Raw genomic sequence first — 26,284 nt, 5'->3', positions numbered from 1 at the left:
CTAAACGGATTTGCGGCGGGTTTACCGGTCGGGATCGAGGCCAGGGGAGTCACGACGGCGTCGCGCGAGCGCGGCGTGACCCGGTGGAGAGGAGGCGGAGTGAAAGCCGTGACCTGGCAGGGCAAGGAGGACGTCCGCGTCACCGACGTGGCCGACCCCGTGATCGAGGAACCCACCGACGCGATCGTGCGCATCACCTCGACCGCGATCTGCGGATCGGACCTGCACCTGTACTCGGTGCTCACGATGTTCATGGAACCCGGTGACATCCTCGGGCACGAACCGATGGGGATCGTCGAGGAGGTCGGCTCCGAGGTGGACGGCCTGCGCCCCGGCGACCGCGTGGTCGTGCCCTTCAACATCTCCTGCGGGCACTGCCACATGTGCCGGATGGCCTACTACGCGCAGTGCGAGACCACCCAGAACCGCGAGCACGGCACCGGCGGATCGCTGTTCGGCTACACCAAGCTCTACGGACACGTCCCCGGCGGCCAGGCCGAGTACCTGCGCGTGCCCCAGGCGCACTTCGGGCCGATCAAGGTTCCCGAAGGGCCGCCGGACGAACGGTTCCTCTACCTGTCCGACGTGCTGCCCACGGCCTGGCAGGCGGTGGACTACGCCGACGTTCCGCCGGGCGGATCGGTGGCCGTCATCGGGCTGGGACCGATCGGACAGATGGCCGCCCGCATCGCCCGCCATCGCGGGGCCGAGCAGGTCTTCGGCCTCGACCTGGTGCCCGAGCGGCTGGAGATGGCCCGCCGGCACGGCGTGACCGCCCTCGACGTGTCCACCGGAGACGCCGCCGAGCGGGTCCGCGAGATGACGGGGGGCCGTGGCCCCGACTCGGTGATCGAGGCCGTCGGCATGGAGGCGCACGGCTCACCGATGGCCAAGGCCGCCCAGACGCTGGCCGGGAAGCTGCCTGACGCGGTCAGTGAGAGGCTCATCGGGCGCGCCGGGGTCGACCGGATGGCCGCCCTCAACCTGGCCTTCGACCTGGTGCGCCGGTGCGGAACGGTCTCCATCAGCGGCGTCTACGGGGGACAGGCCGACCCGATGCCGATGCTCGACCTGTTCGACAAGGGCGTGCAGATCCGCATGGGGCAGGCCCACGTCCGGCGCTGGACCGACGAGATCCTCCCCCTGCTCACCGACACTGGGGACCCGTTGGGTGTCGAGGACCTGACCACCCACGTCCTGCCCCTGGAGGAGGCCCCCCACGCCTACGACATGTTCCAGAAGAAACGGGACGGCGCGGTCAAGGTGGTCTTGCGTCCCGGTGCCTGAGCCACCGCAGCGAAAGAGCCGAGGAGGAACGACGACCATGGGATGGAAACAGACAGCGTTCGTGATGGGGGCCACCGTGGGGATCGGCGCGGCGGCCCTGCGCCTGGCCCGCCGCCCACAGGACCTGAGGGGGCGCACCGCGCTGGTCACCGGCGGGTCCCGTGGGCTCGGCCTGCTCCTCGCGCGTGAACTCGGCGCGCAGGGGTGCCGCGTCCTGATCTGCGCGCGCGCCACCGACGAACTGGACCGCGCCGTCGCCGACCTGCGGGGTCGGGGCGTCGAGGCGCACGCCCTCACCTGTGACCTGCGCGAGAAGGAGGCCGTCGCGCGGCTGACACAGGAGATCGAGACCCGCTTCGGCGGTCTGGACATCCTGGTCAACAACGCCGGGATCATCCAGGTGGCGCCCTTCGAGGCGATGACCCGGGACGACTTCGTCGAGGCGATGGAGTTGATGTTCTGGGCACCGTTGCGGCTGACGCGGGCGGTGCTGCCCATGCTGCGCCGCCGTCGCGGCCACGTCCTCAACATCACCTCCATCGGCGGCAAGCTGAGCATTCCCCACCTGATGCCCTACTCCTGCGCGAAGTTCGCCCAGGTGGCGCTCTCCGAAGGGCTCGACGCCGAACTCGCCGTCGAGGGGGTGCACGTCACCACCGTGGTCCCGGGCCTCATGCGCACCGGTTCGCACCGCCGCGCCCTGTTCGCCGGGGCTCCGGAACGGGAGTACACCTGGTTCTCCCTGCTGGCCGGGCTTCCGGTCGTGTCGATGGACGCCGAGCGTGCCGCCCGCCGCATGGTCCAGGCGATGCGCATCGGCCGTCACCACCTCGTGCTGACCCCGATGGCCCGGGCCGCGGTGCTCCTGCACGGCGCATGGCCGGGGTTCACCCAGTGGTCGTTGCGCACGATGAACAGGGTCCTGCCCACCTCCACCGACGAGGAGGCGCGTAGCGGGCTGGAGGCCGGCGAGCACGCGGGCAGCGTGGTGCGCGGCCTGACGGCCCTCAACGAGGAGGCGGGCCGCCGTTTCAACCAGTTCCCCGCCGACGGCGCGGCCGCGCGGCGCGGATGACCGGGGGAGATCAGCCGGTCGCCGCGCGACGCCTGCGCGCGTTGCGCCGGCGGCCGGCCACGAACAGCGCGGCGAGCAGCATGGTCAACGCCGCGACGGGCGCCGACGCCGCGGGCACCAGCCGAACCGCGGCCAGGCCGGCCAGCGCCGTGATGAGGGCGGCTCCGCTCAACACCGCGACGACTCCGGGGAACACACGCAGCGCCGCTCCCACGACGCGCAGGCTCCAGTGGGGACGGGGACGGTCGTGAGAGGTCATCGTGTCGTCTTCCCTCCGCTGTGCCTTCGCCGGACTCCGGAAGAACCCGACAACCAACAGGGTGCTTCCCGGAGTGACTGCTGTATTACTCTCCGTTGACCATACAGGTGAACGGCCTGGTCGCGAGGAGGGCGGTGAGGCGTGTTCCGGGGACATCGCACACGTCGCGCGGCCGGACGTTACGGCCGCATCGGACCGGCAGGGTAACCTGGGAGACCGTCGAGCGAATCCACGGACCCGGGAGGTGAGGCCGAACATGAGCCAACCTCCGAGTACCAGGTAGATCCCGCACCAGGTCCGGCGCGCCCCGCATCACCCCGTGTCCGCGCGCCCCAGGTTCCGTTCCGACGATCCGCTCGGGAGTCTCCATGCCCCAGCGCCGCATGCGCGCATGGCTGCCCACGCTCCGCACCCCGGCCTCCTCCCGCCGGTCCCACCCCGCCTCGGGACCCGCGCCGGAGTACTCGATGGACCCTCGCGCCGAGGAGACGCCTCGCAGCGCTCCGGTCGAGGACAGCGTCGTCGACGCCGCGATCTACATCGACGGACGTCGCCAGGAGGGCGTGCCCACCGGCATCACCCAGTTGCACCAAAGGGTGCCGCGCCGGCCCGGCGCCATGGCCTGGATCGGCCTGTTCCAGCCCTCCGAGTCCCAGCTGCTCGCCGCGGCCGAGGAGTTCGGCCTGCACGAGTTGGCCGTCGAGGACGCCATCGTCGCCCACCAGCGGCCCAAGCTGGAGCGTTACGGCGACACGCTCTTCGTGGTCCTGCGCGCGGCACGTTACGTCGACGAGGTGGAGGAGGTCCGTTTCGGTGAGATCCACCTGTTCGTCGGCGCCGACTTCGTCCTGACCGTCCGCCACAGCCAGGCCCCCGACCTGAGCGTGGTACGCCGCCGCCTCGAGAACGCCCCCGAACTGCTCGCCCAGGGGCCCGAGGCCGTGCTGTACGCGGTACTCGACGCGGTCGTCGACGGCTACGCGCCGGTCGTCGCCGGACTGCAGAACGATATCGACGAGATCGAGACCCAGGTGTTCGGCCGCGACCCGGGCGTGTCGCGGCGCATCTACGAACTCTCGCGCGAGGTGATCGAGTTCCAGCGGGCCACCCGTCCGCTGCTGTCGATCCTCGAGGGCCTGGAGGCCGGGTTCGAGAAGTACGGCACCGACGAGGAACTCCAGCGCTACCTGCGCGACGTCGCCGACCACGCCACCACCGTCGCCGAGCGCGTCGACGGTTTCCGGCAGATGCTCGGCAACATCCTCACCGTCAACGCCACCCTCGTCAGCCAGGCCCAGAACGAGGAGATGAAGCACCTCACCGAGGCCAGCTACGCCCAGAGCGAGGAGGTCAAGAAGATCTCCTCCTGGGCGGCCATCCTGTTCGCGCCGACCGTCGTGGGCGGCATCTACGGCATGAACTTCGACGTCATGCCGGAGTTGCACTGGGCGTACGGCTATCCCATGGCGATCGCGCTGATGTTCATGGTGAGCGCGATCCTCTACCTCGTCTTCAAACGCCGCGGCTGGCTCTGAGGTGCCGCCCGGTCGGCCGCGGCCGACCGGGCGGAAGAGGCGAATGGGCACCGGGCCTTTCATGGTGGCGGCCGGAACGGCAGGGGCCGGCCAGGGGCGTGACGGGCGGGGCCGCCTCCTTCGAGGCCGGAGGAGAACGGGGCATCCCTCGCGGGAGGCGCGGAGGAAAGCGGGTCAGCCCTGTTCGGCGAGCCGTACCGACTGCTCGGCCGCCCACGGGCTGATGCTCCACGGCGCCTCGCGGGCCAGGGTCACGAAGGACTCCCAGTCGGCCCAGCGCCACTCCATGACCTCGGCGGGGTCGGGGTCGGGGGTGTCGTCGCTGGTCGCGAGGTAGACGGGACAGAACTCGTTCTCGACCACGCCGCTCGCGTCGGTGGCGCGGTAGGCGTAGTCGGGCAGGGCCGGGCGGAGGTCCCGCACGTCGATGCCCAGCTCCTGGCGGACCCGGCGCCGGATGGCCGTCTCCATCGGCTCACCGGGCGCCGGATGCCCACAGCAGGAGTTCGTCCACACCCCCGGCCAGGCGCGTTTGCCCAGAGCGCGTCGGGTGATGAGCAGCCGGCCGGCGGGGGAGAACACGTAGCAGGAGAACGCCAGGTGCAGGGGGGTGTGCTCGTGGTGCACGGTGGCCTTGGCCGCGCTGCCGATGGGCCTGTGGTCCGTGTCGAGCAGCACGACGAGTTCCTGACCGGTCTCCTCCGCTCCGGACGCTGGTTGCGCGGGGTGGACGCTGTGCACGTGGTCTCCGTTCTCCGTCGACGTTCCGGTGTCGGCTCGTTGGGTAGCCCAGCCTTTCAGGCGGCGTGTTTCGTCGACGGTCGTCTTCCCATGATCGGCGCCGAGGAGCGATGGTGTGTCCAAACGCCCGGCGTGGCGTCCGCGGCAAAGCGTGACACAAGAAGAAGTATCAGTAAGATGTTTAAAAAATAAGAAATATGAAATATGAATTAATGGGGCGGGCCGGCGGACGCCGGGCCCGCCTCGCCCCGCCGGTCCACACGGGACCGGAACACCCCGGGAGGGTCCATGCCAGAGGTTCGGCCAGCAGCGGTCACGCCGCGACCACGCCTCGCCCCTGACCAATCGGAGCCGGAGCGGTCCCTGGACGAGTCCGTCCCCGACGAAATCCACGCCGTTCTCACCGCCTTCCTCGACGGCCGCCGAGATCTCGCCTTCGACGCCGACGAGGGGTTCGCCCGGACCGTGGTCGACAGGTTGCGTTCCTTCATCCTCGACGGCGGGAAACGGATCCGCCCCCTCTTCGCCTGGTGGGGATGGCGGGCCGCGGGCGGAGCCAGGGGAGGTCCCCAGGCCGAGACCATGCTGCGCGCGGCCGGCGCGCTGGAACTCGTCCAGGCCTGCGCGCTCGTCCACGACGACGTGATGGACCGTTCGCCGCTGCGCCGCGGCGCCCCCGCCCTGCACGCGGCCCACGCCCGATCGCACCGGGACAACGCCTGGGAGGGTGACTCCGAGCGCTACGGTGACGCGCTGGCGATCCTCACCGGTGACCTCGCCCTGGTCTGGGCCGACGACATGCTCGACGACGCCGGGCTGAGCCCCGCCCAGCGCGCCGCCGCCCGCCCCGCCTGGCAGGCCATGCGCACCGAGATGATGGCCGGCCAGTTCCTCGACGTGCACGGACAGGCGCGCCGTGACCCCAGCGAATTCGCCGCGCTGCGCATCGCCCGGCTCAAGACCGCCGCCTACAGCGTCGAACGCCCCCTGCACTTCGGCGCCGCGATCGCCGGGGCCGCCCCCGAGGTCGTCGCGGCCCTACGCGGCTACGGCGGCGACGTCGGGACCGCCTTCCAGCTCCGCGACGACCTGCTCGGCGTCTTCGGAGACCCCGCCACCACCGGCAAACCGGCCGGTGAGGACCTGAGCGAGGGCAAACGCACCCTCCTGCTCGCGATCGGCCTGCGCCGCGCCCAAGAGCGCGGTGACACCGACGCGCTGGAGGCGCTCACCTCGGTGACCGGCACCCGGGAACCCGAGCGGATCGAGAGGGCGCGGGCCGCCCTGGACCGCCTCGGTGCGCGCGAGGCCGTCGAGGAGCGCATCGACCACCTCACCGCGCGTGGGATCTCGCGGTTGGCCGAGGCCGTGGTCGAAGACAGTGCCCGCGCCGCGCTGGGCGAGATCGCCGGCCGCATCGCGCGGCGCGGCAACTGACCGGCGGCACCGCCTGATCGACACCACCGTTCACTCCAGGGAGGGCGATTGCGCACCGTCACCGGACCAACCGACCACGTGGTCGTGATCGGGGCCGGCCTGTCCGGCCTCGCCGCGACCCTGCACCTGCTCGGGGCCGGCCGCAGGGTCACCGTCGTCGAACGCGACGACCATCCGGGCGGTCGTGCCGGGCGATTGGACCTCGACGGTTTCCGGATCGACACGGGACCGACCGTCCTGACCATGCCCGACCTGCTCGACGAAGTCCTCGGCGCGGTCGGCGAGACCGTCACCGACCGCCTCGACCTGGTCCCGCTCACCCCCGCCTACCACGCCCGGTTCGCCGACGGCTCGGCCATCGACGTGCACACCGACGCCGACGCCATGGAGGCCGAGGTGCGTCGTGTGGCGGGCCCGCGCGAGGCGGCCGGTTACCTGCGGCTCCGCTCCTGGTTGGAGGAGCTGTACCGGTTGGAGATGCGCCGCTTCATCGACGCCAACTTCGACTCCCCCTTCTCCCTGCTCTCCCCGGAGCTCGCCCGTCTCGCCGCGCTCGGCGGGTTCGGCCGGCTCGCCCCGGCGATCGGCCGCTTCGTCACCGACGAACGGCTGCGCAGGATCTTCTCCTTCCAGTCGTTGTACGCGGGGGTCGCGCCACGGCAGGCCCTGGCCGCCTACGCCGTCATCGCCTACATGGACACCGTCGCCGGCGTCCACTTCCCGCGGGGCGGCATGCGCGCGCTCGGCGAGGCGCTGGCCGGCGCCGCGGAGAAGGCCGGGGCCCAACTGCGCTACGGCGACGCCGTCACCCGGCTGGAACGCCGCGGCGACCGGGTGACCGCCGTGATCACCGAGGGCGGCGAGCGCATCGCCTGTGACGCCGTCGTCCTCACCCCCGACCTCCCGGTCGCCTACCGGCTGCTGGGGCGCACGCCGCGACGGCTGTTCCCCCTGCGGTTCTCGCCCTCGGCGGTCGTCCTGCACGCGGGCACCGACCGTACCTGGGACGAGCTGGGCCACCACACGATCTCCTTCGGGGCCGCCTGGCAGCGCACCTTCACCGAGATCATCGACCGGGGACGGGTCATGAGCGACCCCTCGTTCCTGATCACCCAACCCACCCACACCGATCCGGGGCTCGCACCGCCGGGGCGCCACCTGTTCTACGTGCTGGCGCCCTGCCCGAACCTGCGCGCCGGCCGCATCGACTGGGACCGGTTCGGGCCGAGGTACCGCGACGAGCTCGTCGCCACGCTGGAGCGGCGCGGCCTGACCGGATTCGGCTCCGCCACCGTCACCGAGCGCCTGGTCACCCCGGCCGACTGGGCCCGCACCGGTCACGCCTTCGGCACCCCCTTCGCCACCGCCCACACCTTCGCCCAGACGGGCCCCTTCCGTCCGCGCAACCTCGTCACCGGAACCGCCAACGCCGTGCTGGCCGGTTGCGGCACGACCCCCGGGGTCGGCCTGCCGACCGTGCTCGTGTCGGGAAAACTCGCAGCGGCGCGCGTCACCGGCACGCCGGTCGCCTCCGTGAGGAGGGGCTGAGGTGAGGAGCGAGCTCGACGCCGCGGGGATCGTCGACGCGCGGCTGCGCGCGGACTACGCCCTGTGCCGTGCCCTGCACGCCGACCACGGCCGCACCTACTTCCTCGCCACCCGGGTACTGCCGCCGGCGCGCAGGCCCGCCATCCACGCCCTGTACGGCTTCGCGCGCTGGGTCGACGACGTCGTCGACGACCTCGGCACCCGGACCCGGGGCGTGGAGACGGCGGCCGCGCTCGACGCCCTGGACGGCGAGCTGCGCGCCGGACTGTCCGGTGACGGCTCCACCGAACCCGTCGTTCGCGCCCTGGCGGACACCACCCGCCGCTACGGCATCCCCGCGGAGCTGTTCGCCGCCTTCATGGAGTCCATGCGCATGGACCTCACCGTCACCGACTACGCCACCTACGACGACCTGCGCCGCTACATGTACGGCTCGGCCGCGGTCATCGGACTACAGGTCCTGCCCGTCCTGGGCACCGTGGTGCCGCGCGAGCGCGCCGCCCCCCACGCCGCCGCGCTCGGAGAGGCGTTCCAGCTCACCAACTTCCTCCGCGACGTCGCAGAGGACCTCGACCGCGGCCGGATCTACCTGCCCGCCGACGTGCTGTCGGCCTACGGGGTCGATCGTGGACTGCTCACCCGCTGCCGGCGCGAGGGACGCGGCGACCCCCGCGTGCGGGCCGCGCTGGCCGAACTCGTGGCGCTCAACCGCGCCGACTACGCGCGGGCCCGTCCCGGCCTGGCCATGCTCGATCCGGTGTCGCGCCCGTGCGTCGCCACGGCCTTCACGCTCTACCAGGGCATCCTGGACGAGATCCAGGCGTCGGACTACGACGTGTGGAGCCGCCGCCACGCCGTCCCCGGCCGGCGCCGCGCGCGTGTGGCGCTGCCCGCGCTCGGCCGCGCGGTCATGGCCCGGCTCACCGCGTCCCGCGCCCCGGTACCCACCGCCTGACCACGGAGGACCGCATATGGACACCACCCCCCGCCGTATCCCGCTGCGCCGGATGCCCGCCACGACGTGGGGCGACCAGGCGCCCACCTGGCGCGGCGCCTCGCCCGGCCTGATCTCGGCCGCGCTCAAACGCGCCCAGGCCCGCCCGTCGGGCAACTGGTACGTCCTCGCCGCAAGCCACGAGGTGCGCGCCGACCGCCCCTTCGGACGGGTCGTCGCCGGCACCGAGGTGGTGGCCTGGCGGACCCCCGACGGCGCGCTGCACGCGGCCCCCGGGGCCTGCCCGCACCTGGGCGCCCCGCTGTGCCGCGGCGCCGTCGGCGAGGGGCGGCTGGTGTGCCGTTGGCACGGGCTCTCCCTGGGGCCGGAGGGATTCCCCGGCTGGGAGCCCTACCCCGTCCACGACGACGGTGTGCTGGCCTGGGTCCGTCTGGACGAGGTCGGCGGAGAGGAACCCCTGTCCGAACCCGTCCTGGCGACCCGACCCGACCCGGCCACCACCATCGCGGCCGTGGCGACCATGGCGGGACGCTGCGAACCCGAGGACGTCGTCGCCAACCGGCTCGACCCCTGGCACGGCTCCTGGTTCCACCCCTACTCCTTCGTGGGCCTGCGCGTCATCGAGGCGCCCAGCGAGCCCGACCCCGTTGAGGACCGCTTCGTCGTGGAGGTGGCCTTCAAGGTCGCCGGCCGCTGGGGCGTTCCGGTGCGCGCCGCGTTCACCTGCCCCGAACCGCGCACCGTCGTCATGCACATCGTCGAGGGGGAGGGGAAGGGCAGCGTCGTCGAGACGCACGCGACGCCGCTGGGCACCGACGGGAACGGAGTGCCCCGGACGGCGGTCATCGAGGCGACGATCGCCTCATCGGGCCGGCCGGGTTTTCGCGCGGCCCGCCGTGTCGCGCCGGCCGTGCGCCCGTTCATGCGCCTGGCCGCGCGCCGGCTGTGGCGTGACGACCTCGACTACGCCGAGCGCCGCTACACCCTGCGCACCTCGGGCCGCTGGCCGGGCTAGGTCCCGTTACCGGAAGGCGGAGCGGGCCGTCCGGCGACGCCTCCGACCGGAGCCGGTCTCCGTGCCTCGGCGGGACCCGGGCCCGGCTTCTTCCCCGGTCCCGGCACGGGCCCGTACCGAGCAACGAGGCCGTGGTCGTGAAGCCGTGACCGGCCTCGAACAGGTTCGCGGCGGCAGCACGCTGCTCGCTGGTGCGCGGACTACGCGGATTCGTGCGCATACTCCCCGGAAGCGGAACCGATTTCTCAGCCCGACTTCCGGGGAGCGGCGCAGCAGGGGGCGGGCCCTTTATGGGATCAGATCCCCGGGCCGAGCGGAACGGCCGGCTCCGTCAACGGGGCGATCTCCTCGGCCTCCAGTTCCGGAGCCGTGTCCAGCTCCGCCGGGGGCGGTCCCTGGCAGGTGAGATCGCCGGGGACCACGCCGTCGACCAGGTAGGCCTCCACCGCCTCCCGCACGCAGTCCAGGCCCCCGGGCAGGTAGAAGCCGTGCCCGCCGTCGCCGGCGACCGTGATCAGGGGGCCGTCCAGCAGCTTGGCCATGGCCACGCCCCCCTCGTAGGCGGTGTTGGCGTCGAACTCGCCGGCGATGAGCAGCGGCTCGGAGTAGCCGTCGCGCTCCAGCTCCACCAGGGGCTCGGGCCGCTCAAGGGTGTTGAAGGTGCACGGGTGGGGGAGGGACCAGTAGGCGCCGACCCCGTAGGGGTGCTCCTCGCGGTAGGCGCGCGCGTCCGCGTGGTACCGGCTGATCCGCCCGGGCCACTCGGCCTCGCACAGGACCGCCGTCTGCAGGTCCTGGGTCGTGACGCCGTAGTCCTCCTCCTCGGTCAGGGCCTGCAACTCGGACACGAACTCCGGCGGCAGGGGCTCGTCGCGGACGAAGTAGCCGAGGTACTCCGAGGCGATGTCCCAGTGCTGCTGGTCACGGGAGAGCTGGCCGACCTCGAAGTCGAAGAGGTGGTTGTCGTAGAGGATGCCGGGGAAGTCGGTGCGCGGCTCCTCTCGCAGCCGGGCCGAGGTGGCGTCGAAGGTCGCGTAGACCTCTTCCCGGGTCGAACCGAAGCCGAGGACGTCGTCGTGTTCGGCCGCCCAGGCGGTGTAACGGTCCATGTTCGCGCTGTAGGCGGGGGCCTGTCGCAGGAACACGTTGCGCCAGATGCCGTCGGGGTGCACCGGCGAGTCCAAGACGCTGCGGCCCAGCCGTTCGGGGAACAGGCTGCCGTAGACCGCGCCCAGGTAGGTGCCGTAGGAGTAACCGAGGTAGTCGATCTTCTCCTCGCCCAGCGCGGCCCGGATGACGTCCATGTCGCGGGCGGTGTTGGCGGTGGTCATGTGCGGACGGAGGTCGCCCTGGGCGTCCTCGCAGTCGCGCTGGTAGCGGATCGCGGCCCGGGTGGCATCGGAGATCTCGGCGTCGGTCGGGCGCGGATACAGGGGCGACGGCTCGGACCCGCAGTCCATGCGGGGGGAGGAAGCGCCGCTGCCGCGGGGGTCCATGCCGATGACGTCGTACACCTGGCTCACCCGGGTCCCCTCGTACATCCCGGCGAGGGAACGCCCATGGCCCCCGGGTCCTCCGGGGTTGGTGAGCAGGATGCCGCGCCGCTGGGCGGGGTCGTCGGCGCCGGAGCGGCTGATGGCCACGGTGGCGCGTTCGCCGTCGGGCTCGGAGTAGTCCAACGGGACCTGAACGTCGGCGCACTCCAGGCCCTGGAGCGTCTTCTCGGTACAGGGCGACCAGGTGATCTCCTGGTCGTGGAAGTCCGCGAGGGCGGGGTCGTCGGTGGTGGGACGGGGGTCGGCGGCGGCCGGAAGGGCCGTCGCGAGGGATGCGGCCAGGGCCGTCACGAGGACGCCCGCGGTCATGGTGCTGGCGCGTGGTCTGCGCACGGGGGGTTGCCTCCGCGTTCTGGCCCGTTCGGGGGAACGGGGTCGCTTGCGTCGGAGAAGCAACTGTATGAACCGGACGCGGGCTGACAACAATTACAAAAGTCATATTCGGACACGTGTGACCAAATGTGGTCAAGTGTCAGCGGGGGCGGTCCCGGCCCGCGGCCACCCCCGGTCCGCCACCCGGGGCCGGGCCCGCGAACTCCGCGGGCCCGGCCGAAGGCGCCATCCCGCTAGCGCAGCATCCGGGCCACAGCGCGCAGGAGACGGTTGCGCCCCTGGTTGGGCACGCTCCACACCACGTGTCCCGGCCGACCCCAGCCGCGCAGCAGCGTGTTGGCGGCCAGTACGCCGCTGGTCGCCGCCCGCTCCATCAACGCCATCGGCAGGTCCACCCGCACGTGGTCACCGGCCAGCACCAGGTGCGGGTCGGGGGTGGTGATCCGCGGCCGGTCGGGAAAGTCCCCCGGCGGGAAGAGGGGACAGTCGGCCCGCAACTCGTGCCGCTCGTCCACGACCTCCGCGTCGGCCGTCTCCGGGTAGACCTCGTGGAGCTGGGCGAGCAGCCGCGCGCGCTCCTCGCGTTCGTCACAGCCCTCCGCCAGCGCGTAGGCGTGCAGCTCCACCACTGAGCCGCCGGTGCGCGCCGCCCACGAACGCGCCTCGTCCTCGTAGCGTTCCAGGACGCTGACATTGTCCAACGTCGGATAACCGCCGGTCCCCAGGAAAGCCGGCCGCTCCGCGCGCACCGGCCGGTCCAGCCACAGCCGCGACACCAGGAACGGCGGCGCGGACGGCCGGTCGGCGATCCGCTTGCGCCACTCCACGTCCCCCAGCTGCGGGGAGGCCGCCACGATCTCCCGCAACCCGCCCACATCGGTCGCCAGGACCACGGCGTCGGCCTCCTCGACGCCATCGGACGTCCTCACCGCGAAACGGCGCCGTCGCCCGGGGCCGATCCCCGACACCGTGGCGCCGGTCCGCACCTGCGCTCCCAGCCCGCGCAGGTACGCGCCGACCGGGTTCCACAGCGCCTGCGGGAACGGGACTCTCGGAACGTCGAAGAGCAGCCCCTCCGACGAACCGAGGAAGTACAGGTGGAACATCGAGGCGAGCTCCGCCGCCGACAGCAGCCGCGGATCGGCGAAGAAGCTGCGCGAGAACACCTCGAACGCCAGGTGCCGCGCCGTGGCGGGGAAGCGGATCCGCTCCAGCAGCTCCACCGCGTCGACGTGGTCCAGCCGCTCGTAGACGCCGGGCACGTCCACGTCCAACAGGTGCAGCGCCGCCACCACGTTGACCCGGCGCAGTTCGGCCACCGGGAAGCTGGGACTGCGCGCCGCGAGCACCGCGGCGTTCCACGGCGGGGTGAGGGGCAGGCCCCGGAAGCCGTCGGCCCGACCGTCGCGGTGGAGCAGGGGGTAGTCCGGCAGCGGCACCAGCATCCCCAGCCCCGGGTCGGCCCGGCGCAACAGCGCCCGCAGGTTGTAGTACTGGCGGAAGAACGCGTGGAACCCGCGGCTCATCGTCACCGGCGTGCCATCACGCAGCGTGGTCGGCCAGCCGCCCACCCGTCCACCGAGATAGCACTCCCGCTCCAGCAGCACCGTCTCCACGCCGCGTTCGGCCAGCGCCACCCCCGCCGCGAGCCCGGCGATCCCGCCGCCCACGACCACCGCCCGCGGTGGCTCGCCCGGGGGGCGTGGACCGGGCGGGGCCGGGGGCAGGGCACGAGCCCGCCGGTCACGGCCCGGCCGCCTCATCGCCCCTCCTCCGCCGTGGTGGGGCGGCGGCCCAGGAAGGTGTGGACGATGCCGCGCTGCCACCCCGTCATCGGGGCGGTGCGCACGTCCCGGTAGCCGGCCACGGACATCCGCCGCCGCAACCGGGCCGCGCCGTCGAACTCCATGACGCTGCGCCACAGGTAGCGGTACAGGTCGGCGCGGCCGGTGAGCAGCCGGCCGGCCGGGATGATCACGGTCGCGCACACCAGCGTCCACACCGCGCGGGCCAGCGCGGAGTCGGCGACGGAGTACTCGTGCAGCGCCAGCCGGCCGGCCGGGCGCAGCAGGCCCGCGATCGTCGCCAGCACCGTGTCGGGGTCGGGGCAGTTGCGCAGCAGGTAGGCGGCCAGCGCCGCGTCGAACGGGCCGCCGAGCTCCTCGACGGTCAACTCCTCGGCGCGGGCGTGCACGAACCGCACCCCCGGTGGCCAGGGCTTGGCCCGGGCCACCGCGAGCATCCCCTCCGAGGCGTCCACCGCGGTGATCGCGGCCTCGGGGTAGACCGCCAGCAGCGCCGCGGTCGAGGCCCCGGTCCCGCAGCCCAGGTCGAGCAGGCGCAGCCCCGCCCCGTGGTCGGGAAGCCGTAGCCGCCGGGCCGACCTGCGCAGGTGGGCGTGGTAACCGGGGTTGACGGTGACGAGGCGGTCGTAGGAGAGGGCGGCGCGGTCGAACTCCTCGGTCACCCGCCGGGGTTTCATGTCCTGCACGGACTCGGGCACGTGGGCTCCTGCCTGGAGACGGAGAGAACGTGGTCGTCGGGACCGAGCGGTCCCTCAGCAGCCCGTGATGCCCACAGTGGTGAGACTCATGCCTGTGACCGGCGTGAGGCAAGGCCCGGGGCGACCTCGGGCCGGCCCGGCCACTAGAGTCCGAGCATGGTCGACGATGCCCACCGCACCGAGTCCGCGGAATCCCTCAGAGCCCAGCAGCGCCACGCCGACGCCGAGCACGCCGAGCTGGTCGCCAGGATCACCCGGGCGCTACGCCGCCGTGAGGAGATCCGGATCCCCGCCTCCGACCAGGACGACCTCGAACGCATCCGCAGGGCCGCCCGGGCGGCGGGAACCCGGGTCGGACGGCGTGTCGCGGCCCGCCGGACCGCCGAGGGCGACATCGTCCTGGGCTGAGGGACCGGCGTCCCGGCCCCGCGGGGAAGCCGGGGACATCCGGGCCGCACCGTGGCCGCGGCGTCCCGTCCCAGGGCGAACCCCGCGCTTCGCCGGTCGGGGCCGTGTGAGGCGGATCCGGACCTCGGGGAGGCGACGCGCGGCTCCCGGGGCGAAGGCCCGCGCCGGCCGCGTGCCTACCGGGCGCGCTCGCCGCGGCGGCGACCTGCCCGGACGGCGAGCGCGACGGTCACCGCCAGCGCCGCCACCAGCGACCACGTTCCCGACAGGAGGAGGGCCTCCTGCGGGGGACCGGCCGAGGCCGCCGCGCCGAACGCGCCGGCCAGCGTGACCGCCGTCTTGGTGAGGCCCGGAGCGCTGCCCGCCGCACCGGCGGGGGCGGCCTGTTGGGCGGCGACCAGGGTGAGCGCCCCGGCCAGGCCCAGCGCCGCGCCACAGCACACCAGCATCCCGGCGAGGACCACCGGACCGGGCGCGGCCGGCAGCGTCGCCACGGCCAGCCCGCCCGCCCCCGTGGCGAACAACAGAGGGGACAGGACGGGCCGGTCGCCCGCCAGCCGGCCCGCGACGGGGCCGGCCAGCGCCATCGCCACGGCCGGCACGGCGAACAGCGTCCCCGCCCAACCGGGCCCCAGCCCCCAGACGCCCTGGAGCAGGGGCGGGACCGCGAACAGCCAGCCCACCGTCGTGGCGTTGGCCGCCGCGCCGGCCAGCAACCCGAGCAGGTAGCCGCGGTCCCGCAGCAGCGCCGCCGGCACCAGCGCGACCGCCGACCGTCGCTCGGCCCGCCACAGCACCGCCGCCGAGAGCAGGGCCACCGCCGCGACCAGGGCCGTCCTCGGCGACGTCCACCCCCACGCCGCGCCGCGCTCGGCGAGCAGCATCACGGCGCCGGCCGCCCCCGCCAGCGCCGCCACCCCGACCGCTCCCGGCCGCGCCCCACCGTCGCCGCGTCCGCCCACCCGCGCGCGCAGCGCGCACAGCAGCGCCAGCGCGAGCGGCGGGGCGTTGACCAGGAACACCCAGCGCCACCCGGCCGCGTCGGCGAGCAGCCCGCCGAGCGGCGGGCCCAGCGCGGTGGCGAGCCCGGCCACGCCCAGGGCCCGCCCCGTGGCCCGGGAACGCTCCCCCTCGGGGTGGGCGAGCGCGACGAGGGCCAGCCCGCACGGCATCACCAGCGCCGCGCCCACCCCCTGGAGCGCCCGCGCGGCGACGAGCGCCCAGCCGGCCGTGCTCGCCCCGCACAGCAGCGACGCGCCGCCGAACAGGGCCAGCCCGGCCGCGAGCGCCCGCCGGTGTCCCACGGTGTCGCCGAGGCGTCCGCCCGCGACCATGAGCGAGCCGCAGGCCAGCAGGTAGACCGCGACGGTCCAGGAGAGGAGCGGGGCGGACAGGTTCAGGTCCGCGCCGATCGTGGGCAGGGCCGGATTGAGCGCGAAGGAGTCGAACTGGACGCAGAAGGCGCCCAGGGCGAACGCGAGTGAGGCGCGTCGGCCGTCACGCGGGGCGCGGCCATTCGCGGGGGTACGGGCGGTGGAGTCGGTGGGCAAAGGGGTCCCCTTCCGAAGGCGCGACGGGCGCGCGGTACCGAACGGATCGGAAGAGGGGAAGGCGTGCGCGTGGACGAGGACGCGCGAGGACTCCGGAGACGGAGGAGGGCGACGGCGATCGGGAGGCGGGACCGCGCGGTCCGCCGGGCGGGAAGGCCGCGACGCGGCGGCGCCGTCGGAGACGATTGTAGGACACGCGCGAGCGAGCGCGGCGGTCCGCGGTTGCCGCTCGGGGAGCGGGAGACCGGCCAGGTCACCGGGTCGGGGTTTCCGGGTGGGGCTTGTCCGGTCGTCCGCTGGCGTGTGGCGGCGCGCCGATGGTGGGTTCGGGGCCTTTGCCTCATCGGTGGATCCGGGGCCGCACCTGTGGGCCGGGGCGGGAGCCGCCGTGCGACGTGTTCGAGAGCCGCTGGGCCGGCCGACCGCGCCGGTCGGATGACGGGAGCCCCGACGAGGCACCCGGGCGGCCCCTCGGCCCCATCGCCGTGATCGGGACGGCGGAGCGCGGGGGAAGCGGCCGACCGGTGAGGGGAGGCCGGCCAGGAGTCCCGGACCGGAGCCTGGGCGTTCCCCCCGGGACGGGAACCGGCCGCACACCGGAGGCCGGCCGGACGCCATGTGCGCCGGGTGGCGCACGGGGCGTCGGAGCACGAGCGCGGCGGGACAGGCCCGGGCGGCTCGAGGGACGTCCGGCCGGTGCGCCACCGGCACTCCTCGCCGCCCGTCGCGTCCCCTCGTGGGACGGCCGTGTCATGCTGGGCGGCATGGTCGATGTCGACGTCGCGATCGTGGGGGCCGGCGCCGCGGGGCTGTCGCTGGCCCATCGGCTGTCCCGGGGAGGAGGACCGGGGGGACGCCCGTTGGAGACCGTGCTGTTGGAGCCCCCCGAGGGGCCGGCCAGGTCCCCGGTGCGTACCTGGTGTTTCTGGGAACGCGAGGCCGGGGAGTGGGACGCCGTCGTCTCGGCCCGCTGGGAACGGCTGTCGGTGATCGGACCCGAGGGCGAGGTGTATGAGGCCCCGGCGGCGCCGCTCGTGTACAAGATGATCCGCTCGCCCGACTACGAGCGGTTCGTGCGCACGGGCCTGGCGGAGACGGTCCGCGAGGTCACCGCGACCGTCACCGAGATCCTCGACGGTCCCCGACGGGCCGTGGTGCGGGGGGTGGACGGCGCGGGACGGGACCTGCAGGTACGCGCCACATGGGTCTTCGACTCCCGTCCACCGCGCCCGCTGCCCCGGGGCACCACCACCCTGCTCCAGCACTTTCGTGGCTGGTTCGTGCGCACCCGCTCCGACGCCTTCGTTCCCGAGGCGGCGAGCCTGATGGACCTGCGCACGCCGCAGCCGCGCAACGGGGTCTCCTTCGGTTACGTGCTGCCGGTGTCAAAGCGCGAGGCGCTGGTGGAGTACACCGAGTTCACCCGCGAGGTCCTCGACGACGCCGGGTACCGGCGCGCGCTGGAGCACTACATCGGAGAGGTCCTGGGCCTGGGGGAGGTCGAGGTGACGGCGGTCGAGCAGGGCGCGATCCCCATGACCGACGCGCGGTTTCCGCGCCGGTCGGGCCGCCGCGTCTTCCGTATCGGCACCGCCGGCGGCGCGACCCGCCCCTCGACGGGCTACACCTTCAGCGGCGTCCAACGCCAGACCGCCGCGGTCGCCCGCGCGCTGGCGAGGGGCCGCACACCGGTGCCTCCCTGTCCGCACCGGCGCCGCCACCTGGAGATGGACGCGGTCATGCTGCGCGCGCTCGACACCGGGCGCGTCGACGGGGCGGACTTCTTCGCCCGGCTGTTCCGCCGTAACCGGCTGGCCGATGTGCTGGGGTTCCTCGACGGAGGGTCGTCCCTGGGGCGGGAGCTGCGTCTGGGGGCGACGACCCCGGTCGCGCCGATGGCGGCGACCGCGGTCGAACGCCTGTGGTTCGCCCTGCGTCCTTCGCGGAGCTGAGCGCGGGGCGGGGTCAGGCGGTGCGGGGGGAGAAGGCGCCGAAGGCGCGGCGAAAGTAGAGCAAGGGGCGCTTCGACGGGTCGAGCAGGGTCTCGACGACCCGTCCCACGACCAGCCAGTGGTCGCCCACCAGCAGCCGTTCGTGGGGAACACAGAACAGGTGGGCGACCGCGCCGTCGAGCACGGGAACGCCTTCGGGGCCGGAAGACCAGCGGGTCGGTTCGGCGAAGCGGTCGGCACCCCGCGTGGCGAACCGCGTGGCGAGGTCGTGCTGGTCGTCGGCGAGCAGGGCGACGGCGAAGCCGGTGGCCCGACGCAGCCGGGGCCAGGTGGTGGAGGTCGTGGCGACGCAGAACGACACCAGCGGCGGTTCGGCGCTGACGCCGGTGAACGAGGTGGCGGTCAGCCCGATGGGAACGCCGCCCACCCGCGCGGTGATCGCCGTGACGCCGGCGGCGTGCAGGGCGAGGGCGTGGCGGAACCGTTCGACGTCGATGTGGCCGTCGTGGGGAAGGGCGGGCGGGGGAGGGGTGTCCAGGGTGGTCACGTGCGGACCTCCTCGTTACGCGGAGGGAGCGGTCCCAGGGGTGGTGTCGGGCCCTCTGGATTGTCCGGGGACGGGAGAAGGCGCGGGGCGCGGACGCCCGCGCGCACGGCCGGGGCGACCCGCGCGGCCCACGCGGTGACGATCTCCTCCAGCCGTGGCAGGTCGCCCTGTGAGACGGCCAGGCCGGGGGTGGGGACGGTGGCGCCGAGTTCGACCAGCAGGGGGCGTAGGTGGACCTCGACGGCGAGGGTGTGCGCGGGAGAGCCGGTGAGCAGCAGGGGGAGCGCGACCGTGCCGCGCAGCGCGCCGGTGTCGATCCGGTCGAGGAAGACCTTGAGCAGGCCGGTGTAGGTGGCCTTGTAGGTGGGGCTGGCGACGAGGAGGACGTCGGCGGCGAGGACGCGGTCCACGGCGTCGGCGACCACGGCGGGTGGTCGTGGCGCGAGCAGCAGCGGGGCCAGGCCGGCCAGGTCGACGACGTCGGGCTCGCCGGGGGGCAGGGCGGCCCGGATGACGGCCCGCGCCGCGGAGAGCGCCACCGCGGAGGTTCGGGAGCCCGGACGGGGATTGCCGACGAGGACGGTCAGGCTCATGGAATCATCTTCCGGTCGGGCCGGCGAACGGCGGGCGGTGGTCCCGGGGAGCGGGTCGCGACGCCGGGCCGCCCGGGATGGGGACGGTTCCAGGGTGGGACACTAAACATACTTTGTCAACCGAATTAGTGGGTTATTTGGCTCCTTTGAGGAGCGGGTAGGGAGGAGGGCGAGGCCGCGCGCCGGCGCGGACCCGGCCCCTTCGGGAGGACGCCATGCCCCCCGGCGACCGTGTCGCCCTGGTCCGCCGCCCCGGCCCCCGGCTGGAGGACGGCCTGGTCACCCACGTCCGACGCCGCCCCGTCGACGCCGCGCTCGCCGCGCGGCAGCACGCCGCCTACCGGGACGCGCTCGCCCGATCCGGCCGGCGGATCCACGAGGTCGCCCCCGACGACGCCCTACCCGACGCGGTCTTCGTCGAGGACGCGCTCGTCGTGTGCGACCGGCTCGCGATCCTGACCCGCTCGGGAGCCCCGCGCCGCCGCGCCGAGGTCGCCGGGGTGGAGCGCGCGGTCGCCGCCCTGGGGCTGGAGACCGCCCGCATCGAGGCGCCCGCCACCCTGGACGGCGGCGATGTGCTCCAGGTCGGCGCCACGGTCTACGTCGGCCTGGGCGGGCGCACCGACGGCCGTGGCGCCGCGGCGCTGCGCGCCCTGCTCGAACCGCTCGGCCGCACCGTGGTCCCGGTCCGCACCCACGGCGTCCTCCACCTGAAGTCGGCGGTCACCGCCCTGCCCGATGGGACGCTGATCGGTCGCCCCGACGCCGTGGACACCGCGGTCCTGCCCCCGGTGCGCGCCGTCGCCGAGGAAACCGGCGCCCACGTGCTCCCTCTAGGCGGCGACGAGGTGCTGATCGGCGCGTCGGCGCCGCGGACGGCCGCGGACCTGCGTGGCCTGGGCTACCGGACGCGCGTGGTCGACATCGGGGAGTTCGAGAAGCTGGAGGGGTGTGTCACCTGCCTGTCCGTGCTGGTGGGGGCGTGAGCGGGACGGACGGCGGCCCGCCGCGCGACCTCCCGGGAAACGTCACGGTCCGGTGACAGACTGGAGGGCGTCCCAGCCGAGTGAAAGGGCACCTCATGCTCACCACCGACCTCGTTCCCGGGGCGCCATGCTGGATCAGCCTGGTCGCCGAGGACCACGCCACCGCCGCACGCTTCTACGAGGCCGTGCTCGGCTGGAATCCCAGCCCGGCCGAGCCGGGGCAGACCGAGCCGGGGCTCTTCCGGCTCGGCGACGTGATCGTGGCCGAGATGGAACGCCCCCGTGGCGCGGCGGACCGTCCCGCCTGGCGGATCCACTTCGCGGTCGCCGACCTCGACGCCGCGCTGCGCGCCGTCGAGGACTCGGGCGGCTCGGTGCTGGGCGAGGCCCGGCAGACCGGTGGGAGCTTCCACACGGCCTGGGTCGGCGACCCGCAGGGGGCGGGGTTCGGTCTCCGCGAGCCCGAGGGCGCGCCGGTGCTCGGGGCCGTCGGGCTCCCGGGCACGCTGATGTGGACCGAGCTCTACACCTCCGACGCCGCGGGCGCCAAGGACTTCTACGCCGCGCTCTTCGGCTGGACCTTCTCCGATGTCTCGTTGCCGGGTGGCGGCGGTGCCTACGCGATCGTCACCCCGGCCGGCGACGACCCCGAGCGCGCCCAGGGCGGTGTCATGCAGCTCGACCCCCGCCACCTGGAGGAGACCGGTCCCTACTGGCAACCGGTCTTCCACGTCAGCGACTGCGACGCCAGCGTGGCCCGGGTCGCGGGCAACGGCGGAGGGGTGTACATGGGGCCGGAGGACGCGCCGGGAGTGGGGCGGCTCGCCGTGTGTCACGACTCCGCCGGGGCGAGCTTCGTGCTGCTCACCCCGAAGGAGGGGTGAGCGGCACGAAGCCGGCCACGGGGCGGGACCGCGCGCCGTGGCGTCCCCTCCGCGAGGGGGTCAGCGCGGCGGGACGGCCATGCGGTGGGCCTGGTACCCCAGCGCGAGGGCGACCCGGTCGGCGGCCTCGATGACCGTCCGGGCCAGTTCCGGCTCGCGGCCGGCCAGGTCGATCGCGCTGAGCGGACCCGACACCGACAGGGCCGCCACGATCTCGCCCGATCCGTCGCGGATCGGCGCGGCGATGCAGGCCCGCCCCAGGGCGAGCTCCTCGTTCTCGGTGGCGTAGCCGCGCGTGGCGACCCGTTCCAGGTCGGCGTCGAGCGCCTCGTGGTCGGTGACGGTCGAGACGGTGTAGGCGGGCAGGTCCGCGCCGAGCAGATCGCGGCGTTGCCGTGGCGATAGCGCCAGCAACAGGCACTTGCCCAGTCCGGTCGCGTGCAACGGGTTGCGTCCGCCCATCAGGACGTGCGACTTGGGCGCCAGCTCGCCTTCGAAGTTGCACAGGTAGAACAGTGTGGAATCGTCGCGCACGGCGACGTTGGCCCCCAGCCCCAGCGTCCCGGCGAGCCGCTGGGCCACCGGCCGCGCCTCGCGGTGGACCGGGTGGCCGTTGAGGACCGCCGCGGCCAGTGGGACGTGGCCCAGGCCGAGCCGGAAGAACCCGCTGTCCTCGTCCTTGGCGATCAGCCGAGCCGACTCCAGGGTGGCGAGCAGACGCGAGACGGTGGACTGGCCGATCCCGGTCAGGCGCGCGATGTCGGACACGCGTAGTTCCGTCCTTCCTTCCAGGAAGGCGTTGAGTACGCTGATCGCCCGCTCCACCGACTGGTTGCCGCTCTGTTCGACTCCCACACCGTTCCCATCGCATGAGTGATGCGCTGTGCGCATGAATGATCGAATTCTACGGGGCGTGGTGCCACGGGCACAAAACCGTCAGCCCGCATAGGCCGAAACCGGCAACCCCGCGACACCCGACCGCAGCCGGAACAACGCGCCGGCGGCCGGCTCGGTGCCGGGGGCGAGACCCAGCCGCGAAGTCGTCACGTACAGGTCGCGCAGCCCCGGACCGCCGAACGCGCACGCGCTCACCCGCGACACGGGGAGCTCCACCACGGCCTCGACCCGTCCGGAGGGGGACAGGCGGCATACCCGCCCCCCGCCCCACAGCGCCACCCACACCCCGCCCTCGGCGTCCACGGCGATCCCGTCGGGGACACCCCCCTCCTCGGGGAACTCCGCGAACGGGCGGCGCCGCCGCAACCCGTCCCGCCGCGTGTAGTCGAAGGCGTCGACCCGCCGGGTCGCGCTGTCGACGTAGTAGGCCGTCGAGCCGTCAGGGCTCCAGGCCAGGCCGTTGGAGACCGTCACCCCCTCCAGCACCGGCTCGATCCGCCCCTCGGCGTCGAGCCGGTAGAGCCGGCCGGCGCCGCGGAGCGGTCCACCGGCCAGCGTCCCGCAGTAGAAACGCCCGTCGGGGTCGCAGCCGCCGTCGTTCATCCGCATCCCCGGATCGCTCCACAGCTCGCCGAGGTCGCGCCGGCCCCCGTCCGCGTCGACGAGCAGGAAGCCCCGTTCGGTCGCCACGACCGCGCCCCCGCCGACACGGGGGCGGACGGCCGCCACCAGCCCCGCCACGTGCCTGCGGCGCACCCGACCGGAGCCGGGCTCCACCGCGAGCACGTCGCCGGCGAACATGTCCACCCAGACCAGCCCGCCCCAGGCGGGGAACCACACCGGCCCCTCGCCGTGCTCGGCGATCGGATCGGTGACCTGTTCGACGCCGTCCGACACGGCCGCCCCCTTCCTCGCGTCCCCGGCGGGCAGGCCCGCCGGGGACGTCCTCACTCGTAGATCTCCAGCTCGCGCACCCGCGCGACGTCCACCTCGGACCGCGAGGGGTCGGTGATGACCAGCTGGATCCGGTCGACCTCGGTCGCCGGCACCTCGACCACGCGGGCCTGCTCGGTGTTGTCGGCGATCGTGGCCAGGGTGACCCACGAGCCCCCGGGAAGCCGCCCGCGCACCGAGAAGTCCTTCAACACGGTCGAGGCGGGATCGGGGGTGTAGCCGCTGGCCACCCGTACCCGGGACACCTCGGCCACCCGGCCGGGATCGACCGTGATGGTGGGCCGGGTGTCGCCCTCGGCCGAGATCCAGCGGGAGGCGTCGGAGCAGTCGCCGTCCACGGCCAGTTCCCCGCCGGTGGCGGCGTCGCGGGAGGAGGAGACCGACACCCGTCCGCCCAGGGCGATGTTGCCGCCGGTGGCGGGTTCGCCGGTCAGCTCGGCGGCCAGGTCCGCCCAGGAGGCGCCCGGGGAGGCGGCGGGGCGCGGCAGCGCCAGCCGCGACACCGTCCCGGAGGAGGGGCGCGCGTAGGGGGCGCTGACGTAGAGGAGGTCGGCCCCGGTCGACGTGGTGCGCGCGGCCAGCCGCTGCGAGCGCGGCCGCTCGGTCCCCACCGCGTCGAAGCGCCACGGGCCCTCCCCGGTGCGCTCGGCCCGCACCACCCGGCTGCCCGCGCCGGTGCACGAGGCCCACTCGGCGACGAAGTAGACCCGGGTGAGGCCGCGGGCGGTGGTGACGTCGACCGCCGCCGACGTCTGCACCCCCGAAACACCGGCGGCGGCCACGATCTCGCGCTCCCAGCCCGAACCGGTCCACCGGGCGTGCCGGACGTCGAAGCCGGGGGCTCCGGTCGCCGGCTCCGCCACGCGGAACCGGTAGGCGATCCCCGCCAGCCGGCCCTCCTCGTCCAACGCGAGTTTGGCGCTCTGCAACGACGGCGCCGCGGTGGAGATGTCCTCGCCCTCGGTGTAGGGCTGGTAGACCACCGCGCCGCCGGAGGACGGCGAGGCGGGCAGGGAGACCGGGGCGCCCGCGGCGTCCTCGGCCCGGCCCGTCGCGGGGTCGTAGACGAGGTAGGAGCCCACGTGCCGGAAGGGGTCGGCGGGGAAGGGACCCCACTCCCACAGCACGTGGAGCCGCCCCTCGCCGTCGACCGCCAGGTCGTCTGGGTAGAAGGAGTGGCCCGTCGCCGAACCGACCGTCGCCTCCCGGGCCCAGACGGCGGTGTCGTCGTCCCAGTGGTAGAGGCGTCCCATCCGCCGGCCGCCGGCGTCGTCGGCGGCGCGCACCAGCACGTAGACGTCGCCGGTCGTGTCGTCGCGGGCGGTGACGGGATAGGTGTAGGCGCCGTCGGCGTCGGGCAGGTCGGCGGCCGCCTCGGTCATCGAGCCGATGTCACCGGGGGTCCGTGAGCGGTAGTAGCGCCAGGCGTCGTTGTGCATGGACACGAAGGCGTGGATGCGTCCCGTCCCGTCCACGACGATCGAGGGCTGGTTGTGCCCCAGGTCGTCGGGGTAGGTGACGCACGGCCCGCCGGCCTCGGCGCGCAGGCAGTCCGAACTCCACGCGCCCGACGCGGCGCGTTCGGCGATGTGCACCTCGTGCCGGCCGGCCGCGGAGGCGGGGGCGTTGAAGGCGAAGTAGTCCGAGCCCCCGAAGGAGTCCAGGGGGGTCCACCAGGCGGCCTGGTTGGAGTCGTCCACCGCGTAGGGCAGGACCTCCTCGGTGTCGGCGGCGAGCGCCGGGGCGGCCGGCAGCAGGGACAACGGGAGCGCGACGGCCACGGCGGTCGCGGAGGCGATGAGCGTGCGCGGCTTCGATGGCACGGGTCGTCGGATCCTTTCCAAGGGGTCAGGCGGTGGTACGGGCGGCGGGACCGGCGGTCTCGCGGATGCGCAGCACGGTCCCCAGGGAGATCGCGGCGACGAACATGATGTAGAAGGCGGGGCTGAGCGCGAACCCGGTCGTCGAGACGAGCAGGGTCGCGATGTAGGGCGCGGTCCCGCCGAACAGGGCGACGGCGATGTTGTAGGGGATGGCGATGGCGCCGTTGCGCACCCGCGGCGGGAACAGTTCGGCCATGGCGGCGTTGACCGCGCCGTCGAAGGCCGCGATGAGCACGCCCAGCAGCGCCATGGCGGCCACCGCCAGCAGCGTGCTGCCCAGCGACATCATCCAAAACGCCGGATAGGCCAGTACCAGGAAACCGCCCGCCCCGGCGATCAGCACCGGCTTGCGGCCCACCCGGTCCGACAGGTGCCCCATGAACGGCACCAGGACCGCGACGATGGCCAGGCAGACCGTGGTGACCTCGAACGACTCCAGCGCGTCGAACCCGAGGGTCTCCCGCAGATAGCTCGGCATGAAGGTCTGCAACGTCCAGTGCGCGACCGCCTTGATGACCACCATCCCGGCCAGCACCAGCATGGCGGTGCGCCCGGCCCGGAACGTCTCCTTGATGGGGGAGGAGGCGACCTCGCCCAGGCTCTCCAGGCGGCGGAACTCGGGGGTGTCCTCCAGCTTCATCCTCAGGTACAGCCCGACCAGGCCCAGCGGCAGGGCGAGCAGGAACGGCAGACGCCAGGCCCACTCGGTGATCGCGGCCTCGCCCAGCACGGCGGTCAGCAGCAGGGCCAGGCCGGAGCCGGCGACGAAGGCCAGGAAGCCGAAGGTGTCCACCCAACTGGTGAGGAAGCCGCGCCGGTGCTTTGGCGCGTACTCGAACAGCAGCGTGGTGGCGCTGGCCGACTCGCCACCGGCCGCGAACCCCTGGACCAGGCGGGCCAGCACCAGCAGCAGCGGGGCGAGCGCGCCCACCGTGGCGTAGGTCGGCAGCACGCCGATGAGGAAGGTCGCGCCGGAGGTGATGAGCACGATCAGGGCGAGGACCCTCTTGCGGCCGATCCGGTCGCCGAGCGGTCCCCAGAACAGCCCGCCCAGCGGGCGCACCACGAAGGAGACCGCGAACAGGGCGAAGGTGGACAACAGCGCCGCGGTGGGGTCGCCGGGGGCGAAGAAGTTCGCCGCGATGCTGGTGGCCAGGGTGCCGTAGATGCCCATCTCGAACCACTCCACGAAGTGGCCGATGCCGGTGGCGATGAGCACCCGCCTGGATTCGCGCGCCGTGGGCGGGGTGATCCCGGCGTCGCGCACGCCTGAGGTTCCTTCGGTCATGACTACCTCGCGTCGTCGTGTGGTTCGAGGGCAGGGACGGTGTTCACCAGCCGTTTCGGTACGGCTGTGCAGTGAGCGCCGTATCGGCGATCACATTG

General features: G+C 73.7%; 23 protein-coding genes. 11 read left to right on the top strand and 12 right to left on the bottom strand.

Annotated features, from left to right (window positions below):
• Positions 1–99: 99 nt before the first annotated feature.
• Positions 100–1,287, top strand: coding sequence for a zinc-dependent alcohol dehydrogenase (locus tag B5D66_RS00790; protein WP_078759601.1), 1,188 nt, complete (start codon positions 100–102; stop codon positions 1,285–1,287).
• 37 nt (positions 1,288–1,324) lie between these two features.
• On the top strand, positions 1,325–2,362 hold the full coding sequence (locus tag B5D66_RS00785; RefSeq protein ID WP_078759600.1) for an SDR family NAD(P)-dependent oxidoreductase: 1,038 nt from the start codon (positions 1,325–1,327) through the stop codon (positions 2,360–2,362).
• A gap of 10 nt (positions 2,363–2,372) precedes the next feature.
• On the opposite strand, the gene B5D66_RS00780 is transcribed toward B5D66_RS00785, so the two are convergent.
• Positions 2,373–2,621, bottom strand: a complete 249-nt coding sequence (locus tag B5D66_RS00780; RefSeq protein ID WP_078759599.1) for a hypothetical protein — start codon at positions 2,619–2,621, stop codon at positions 2,373–2,375.
• Positions 2,622–2,989: 368 nt separating this feature from the next.
• Here B5D66_RS00780 and B5D66_RS00775 point away from each other — a divergent pair, with 368 nt between their 5' ends.
• Positions 2,990–4,156: a magnesium and cobalt transport protein CorA gene (locus B5D66_RS00775; RefSeq protein WP_078759598.1), complete on the top strand. Its 1,167-nt coding sequence runs from the start codon at positions 2,990–2,992 to the stop codon at positions 4,154–4,156.
• 174 nt (positions 4,157–4,330) lie between these two features.
• On the opposite strand, the gene idi is transcribed toward B5D66_RS00775, so the two are convergent.
• Positions 4,331–4,897: an isopentenyl-diphosphate Delta-isomerase gene (gene idi / locus B5D66_RS00770; RefSeq protein ID WP_078759597.1), complete on the bottom strand. Its 567-nt coding sequence runs from the start codon at positions 4,895–4,897 to the stop codon at positions 4,331–4,333.
• 288 nt (positions 4,898–5,185) lie between these two features.
• Here idi and B5D66_RS00765 point away from each other — a divergent pair, with 288 nt between their 5' ends.
• From B5D66_RS00765 to B5D66_RS00750, 4 genes are all read left to right on the top strand, one after another.
• Positions 5,186–6,334, top strand: coding sequence for a polyprenyl synthetase family protein (locus tag B5D66_RS00765; protein WP_078759596.1), 1,149 nt, complete (start codon positions 5,186–5,188; stop codon positions 6,332–6,334).
• Between the two features lie 78 nt (positions 6,335–6,412).
• A complete protein-coding gene (gene crtI / locus B5D66_RS00760; protein ID WP_200813491.1) occupies positions 6,413–7,882 on the top strand; it encodes a phytoene desaturase family protein in 1,470 nt (489 codons plus the stop codon).
• A gap of 1 nt (position 7,883) precedes the next feature.
• A complete protein-coding gene (locus B5D66_RS00755) occupies positions 7,884–8,837 on the top strand; it encodes a phytoene/squalene synthase family protein (protein WP_078759594.1) in 954 nt (317 codons plus the stop codon).
• Between the two features lie 16 nt (positions 8,838–8,853).
• A complete protein-coding gene (locus B5D66_RS00750) occupies positions 8,854–9,852 on the top strand; it encodes a Rieske (2Fe-2S) protein (RefSeq protein WP_078759593.1) in 999 nt (332 codons plus the stop codon).
• Positions 9,853–10,148: 296 nt separating this feature from the next.
• On the opposite strand, the gene B5D66_RS00745 is transcribed toward B5D66_RS00750, so the two are convergent.
• The 3 genes from B5D66_RS00745 to B5D66_RS00735 form a co-directional block, all read right to left on the bottom strand.
• Positions 10,149–11,741, bottom strand: a complete 1,593-nt coding sequence (locus tag B5D66_RS00745; RefSeq protein WP_078759592.1) for an alpha/beta fold hydrolase — start codon at positions 11,739–11,741, stop codon at positions 10,149–10,151.
• 233 nt (positions 11,742–11,974) lie between these two features.
• Positions 11,975–13,504, bottom strand: coding sequence for an FAD-dependent oxidoreductase (locus tag B5D66_RS00740; protein ID WP_078759591.1), 1,530 nt, complete (start codon positions 13,502–13,504; stop codon positions 11,975–11,977).
• Positions 13,501–14,223, bottom strand: a complete 723-nt coding sequence (locus B5D66_RS00735; protein WP_078760003.1) for a class I SAM-dependent methyltransferase — start codon at positions 14,221–14,223, stop codon at positions 13,501–13,503. The genes B5D66_RS00740 and B5D66_RS00735 overlap by 4 nt, the downstream gene beginning before the upstream one ends.
• 177 nt (positions 14,224–14,400) lie before the next feature.
• Here B5D66_RS00735 and B5D66_RS00730 point away from each other — a divergent pair, with 177 nt between their 5' ends.
• Entirely contained in the window at positions 14,401–14,652 is a 252-nt protein-coding gene (locus B5D66_RS00730; protein ID WP_078759590.1) for a hypothetical protein, read from the top strand.
• Positions 14,653–14,828: 176 nt separating this feature from the next.
• Here B5D66_RS00730 and B5D66_RS00725 read toward each other — a convergent pair whose 3' ends face one another.
• Entirely contained in the window at positions 14,829–16,202 is a 1,374-nt protein-coding gene (locus B5D66_RS00725; protein WP_159457182.1) for an MFS transporter, read from the bottom strand.
• 764 nt (positions 16,203–16,966) lie between these two features.
• On the opposite strand from B5D66_RS00725, the gene B5D66_RS00720 reads away from it, so the two are divergent.
• Positions 16,967–18,154 carry a lycopene cyclase family protein gene (locus tag B5D66_RS00720; RefSeq protein WP_078760002.1) on the top strand — a complete coding sequence of 396 codons (1,188 nt, stop codon included), beginning with the start codon at positions 16,967–16,969 and terminating at the stop codon, positions 18,152–18,154.
• A gap of 13 nt (positions 18,155–18,167) precedes the next feature.
• On the opposite strand, the gene B5D66_RS00715 is transcribed toward B5D66_RS00720, so the two are convergent.
• Together B5D66_RS00715 and B5D66_RS00710 are read right to left on the bottom strand one after the other, a co-directional pair.
• Positions 18,168–18,701, bottom strand: a complete 534-nt coding sequence (locus B5D66_RS00715) for a flavin reductase family protein (RefSeq protein WP_394330018.1) — start codon at positions 18,699–18,701, stop codon at positions 18,168–18,170.
• Complete coding sequence (locus B5D66_RS00710; RefSeq protein WP_078759588.1) at positions 18,698–19,294, bottom strand: NADPH-dependent FMN reductase; 597 nt, start codon at positions 19,292–19,294, stop codon at positions 18,698–18,700. Before B5D66_RS00710 ends, B5D66_RS00715 begins: the two co-directional genes overlap by 4 nt.
• 215 nt (positions 19,295–19,509) lie before the next feature.
• On the opposite strand from B5D66_RS00710, the gene ddaH reads away from it, so the two are divergent.
• Both ddaH and B5D66_RS00700 read left to right on the top strand, forming a co-directional pair.
• Positions 19,510–20,280 carry a dimethylargininase gene (gene ddaH / locus B5D66_RS00705; RefSeq protein ID WP_078759587.1) on the top strand — a complete coding sequence of 257 codons (771 nt, stop codon included), beginning with the start codon at positions 19,510–19,512 and terminating at the stop codon, positions 20,278–20,280.
• A 95-nt stretch (positions 20,281–20,375) separates the two neighbouring features.
• Positions 20,376–21,164, top strand: a complete 789-nt coding sequence (locus tag B5D66_RS00700; protein ID WP_078759586.1) for a VOC family protein — start codon at positions 20,376–20,378, stop codon at positions 21,162–21,164.
• A 60-nt stretch (positions 21,165–21,224) separates the two neighbouring features.
• On the opposite strand, the gene B5D66_RS00695 is transcribed toward B5D66_RS00700, so the two are convergent.
• The 4 genes from B5D66_RS00695 to B5D66_RS00680 are packed head-to-tail and all read right to left on the bottom strand — an operon-like array spanning position 21,225 to position 26,186.
• On the bottom strand, positions 21,225–22,055 hold the full coding sequence (locus B5D66_RS00695) for an IclR family transcriptional regulator (RefSeq protein WP_078759585.1): 831 nt from the start codon (positions 22,053–22,055) through the stop codon (positions 21,225–21,227).
• A 45-nt stretch (positions 22,056–22,100) separates the two neighbouring features.
• Positions 22,101–22,958 carry an SMP-30/gluconolactonase/LRE family protein gene (locus B5D66_RS00690; RefSeq protein WP_078759584.1) on the bottom strand — a complete coding sequence of 286 codons (858 nt, stop codon included), beginning with the start codon at positions 22,956–22,958 and terminating at the stop codon, positions 22,101–22,103.
• Between the two features lie 50 nt (positions 22,959–23,008).
• A complete protein-coding gene (locus B5D66_RS00685) occupies positions 23,009–24,838 on the bottom strand; it encodes a BNR-4 repeat-containing protein (RefSeq protein ID WP_200813466.1) in 1,830 nt (609 codons plus the stop codon).
• Positions 24,839–24,863: 25 nt separating this feature from the next.
• Entirely contained in the window at positions 24,864–26,186 is a 1,323-nt protein-coding gene (locus B5D66_RS00680) for an MFS transporter (RefSeq protein WP_078759582.1), read from the bottom strand.
• Positions 26,187–26,284: the final 98 nt, after the last annotated feature.

Source organism: Marinactinospora thermotolerans DSM 45154 (genome assembly GCF_900167435.1).
Taxonomy (GTDB): Bacteria; Actinomycetota; Actinomycetes; order Streptosporangiales; family Streptosporangiaceae; genus Marinactinospora; species Marinactinospora thermotolerans.
This window is presented reverse-complemented; position numbering and strand designations above follow the sequence as displayed.

Coding starts and splice junctions, on each gene's coding strand:
- B5D66_RS00710 (WP_078759588.1), bottom strand. CDS start 19,294: ATGAGCCTGACCGTCCTCGTCGGCAATCCCCGTCCGGGCTCCCGAACC.
- B5D66_RS00730 (WP_078759590.1), top strand. CDS start 14,401: ATGGTCGACGATGCCCACCGCACCGAGTCCGCGGAATCCCTCAGAGCC.
- B5D66_RS00720 (WP_078760002.1), top strand. CDS start 16,967: ATGGTCGATGTCGACGTCGCGATCGTGGGGGCCGGCGCCGCGGGGCTG.
- B5D66_RS00680 (WP_078759582.1), bottom strand. CDS start 26,186: ATGACCGAAGGAACCTCAGGCGTGCGCGACGCCGGGATCACCCCGCCC.
- B5D66_RS00695 (WP_078759585.1), bottom strand. CDS start 22,055: ATGCGCACAGCGCATCACTCATGCGATGGGAACGGTGTGGGAGTCGAA.
- B5D66_RS00735 (WP_078760003.1), bottom strand. CDS start 14,223: ATGAAACCCCGGCGGGTGACCGAGGAGTTCGACCGCGCCGCCCTCTCC.
- B5D66_RS00700 (WP_078759586.1), top strand. CDS start 20,376: ATGCTCACCACCGACCTCGTTCCCGGGGCGCCATGCTGGATCAGCCTG.
- B5D66_RS00780 (WP_078759599.1), bottom strand. CDS start 2,621: ATGACCTCTCACGACCGTCCCCGTCCCCACTGGAGCCTGCGCGTCGTG.
- ddaH (WP_078759587.1), top strand. CDS start 19,510: ATGCCCCCCGGCGACCGTGTCGCCCTGGTCCGCCGCCCCGGCCCCCGG.
- B5D66_RS00740 (WP_078759591.1), bottom strand. CDS start 13,504: ATGAGGCGGCCGGGCCGTGACCGGCGGGCTCGTGCCCTGCCCCCGGCC.
- B5D66_RS00750 (WP_078759593.1), top strand. CDS start 8,854: ATGGACACCACCCCCCGCCGTATCCCGCTGCGCCGGATGCCCGCCACG.
- B5D66_RS00765 (WP_078759596.1), top strand. CDS start 5,186: ATGCCAGAGGTTCGGCCAGCAGCGGTCACGCCGCGACCACGCCTCGCC.
- B5D66_RS00775 (WP_078759598.1), top strand. CDS start 2,990: ATGCCCCAGCGCCGCATGCGCGCATGGCTGCCCACGCTCCGCACCCCG.
- B5D66_RS00785 (WP_078759600.1), top strand. CDS start 1,325: ATGGGATGGAAACAGACAGCGTTCGTGATGGGGGCCACCGTGGGGATC.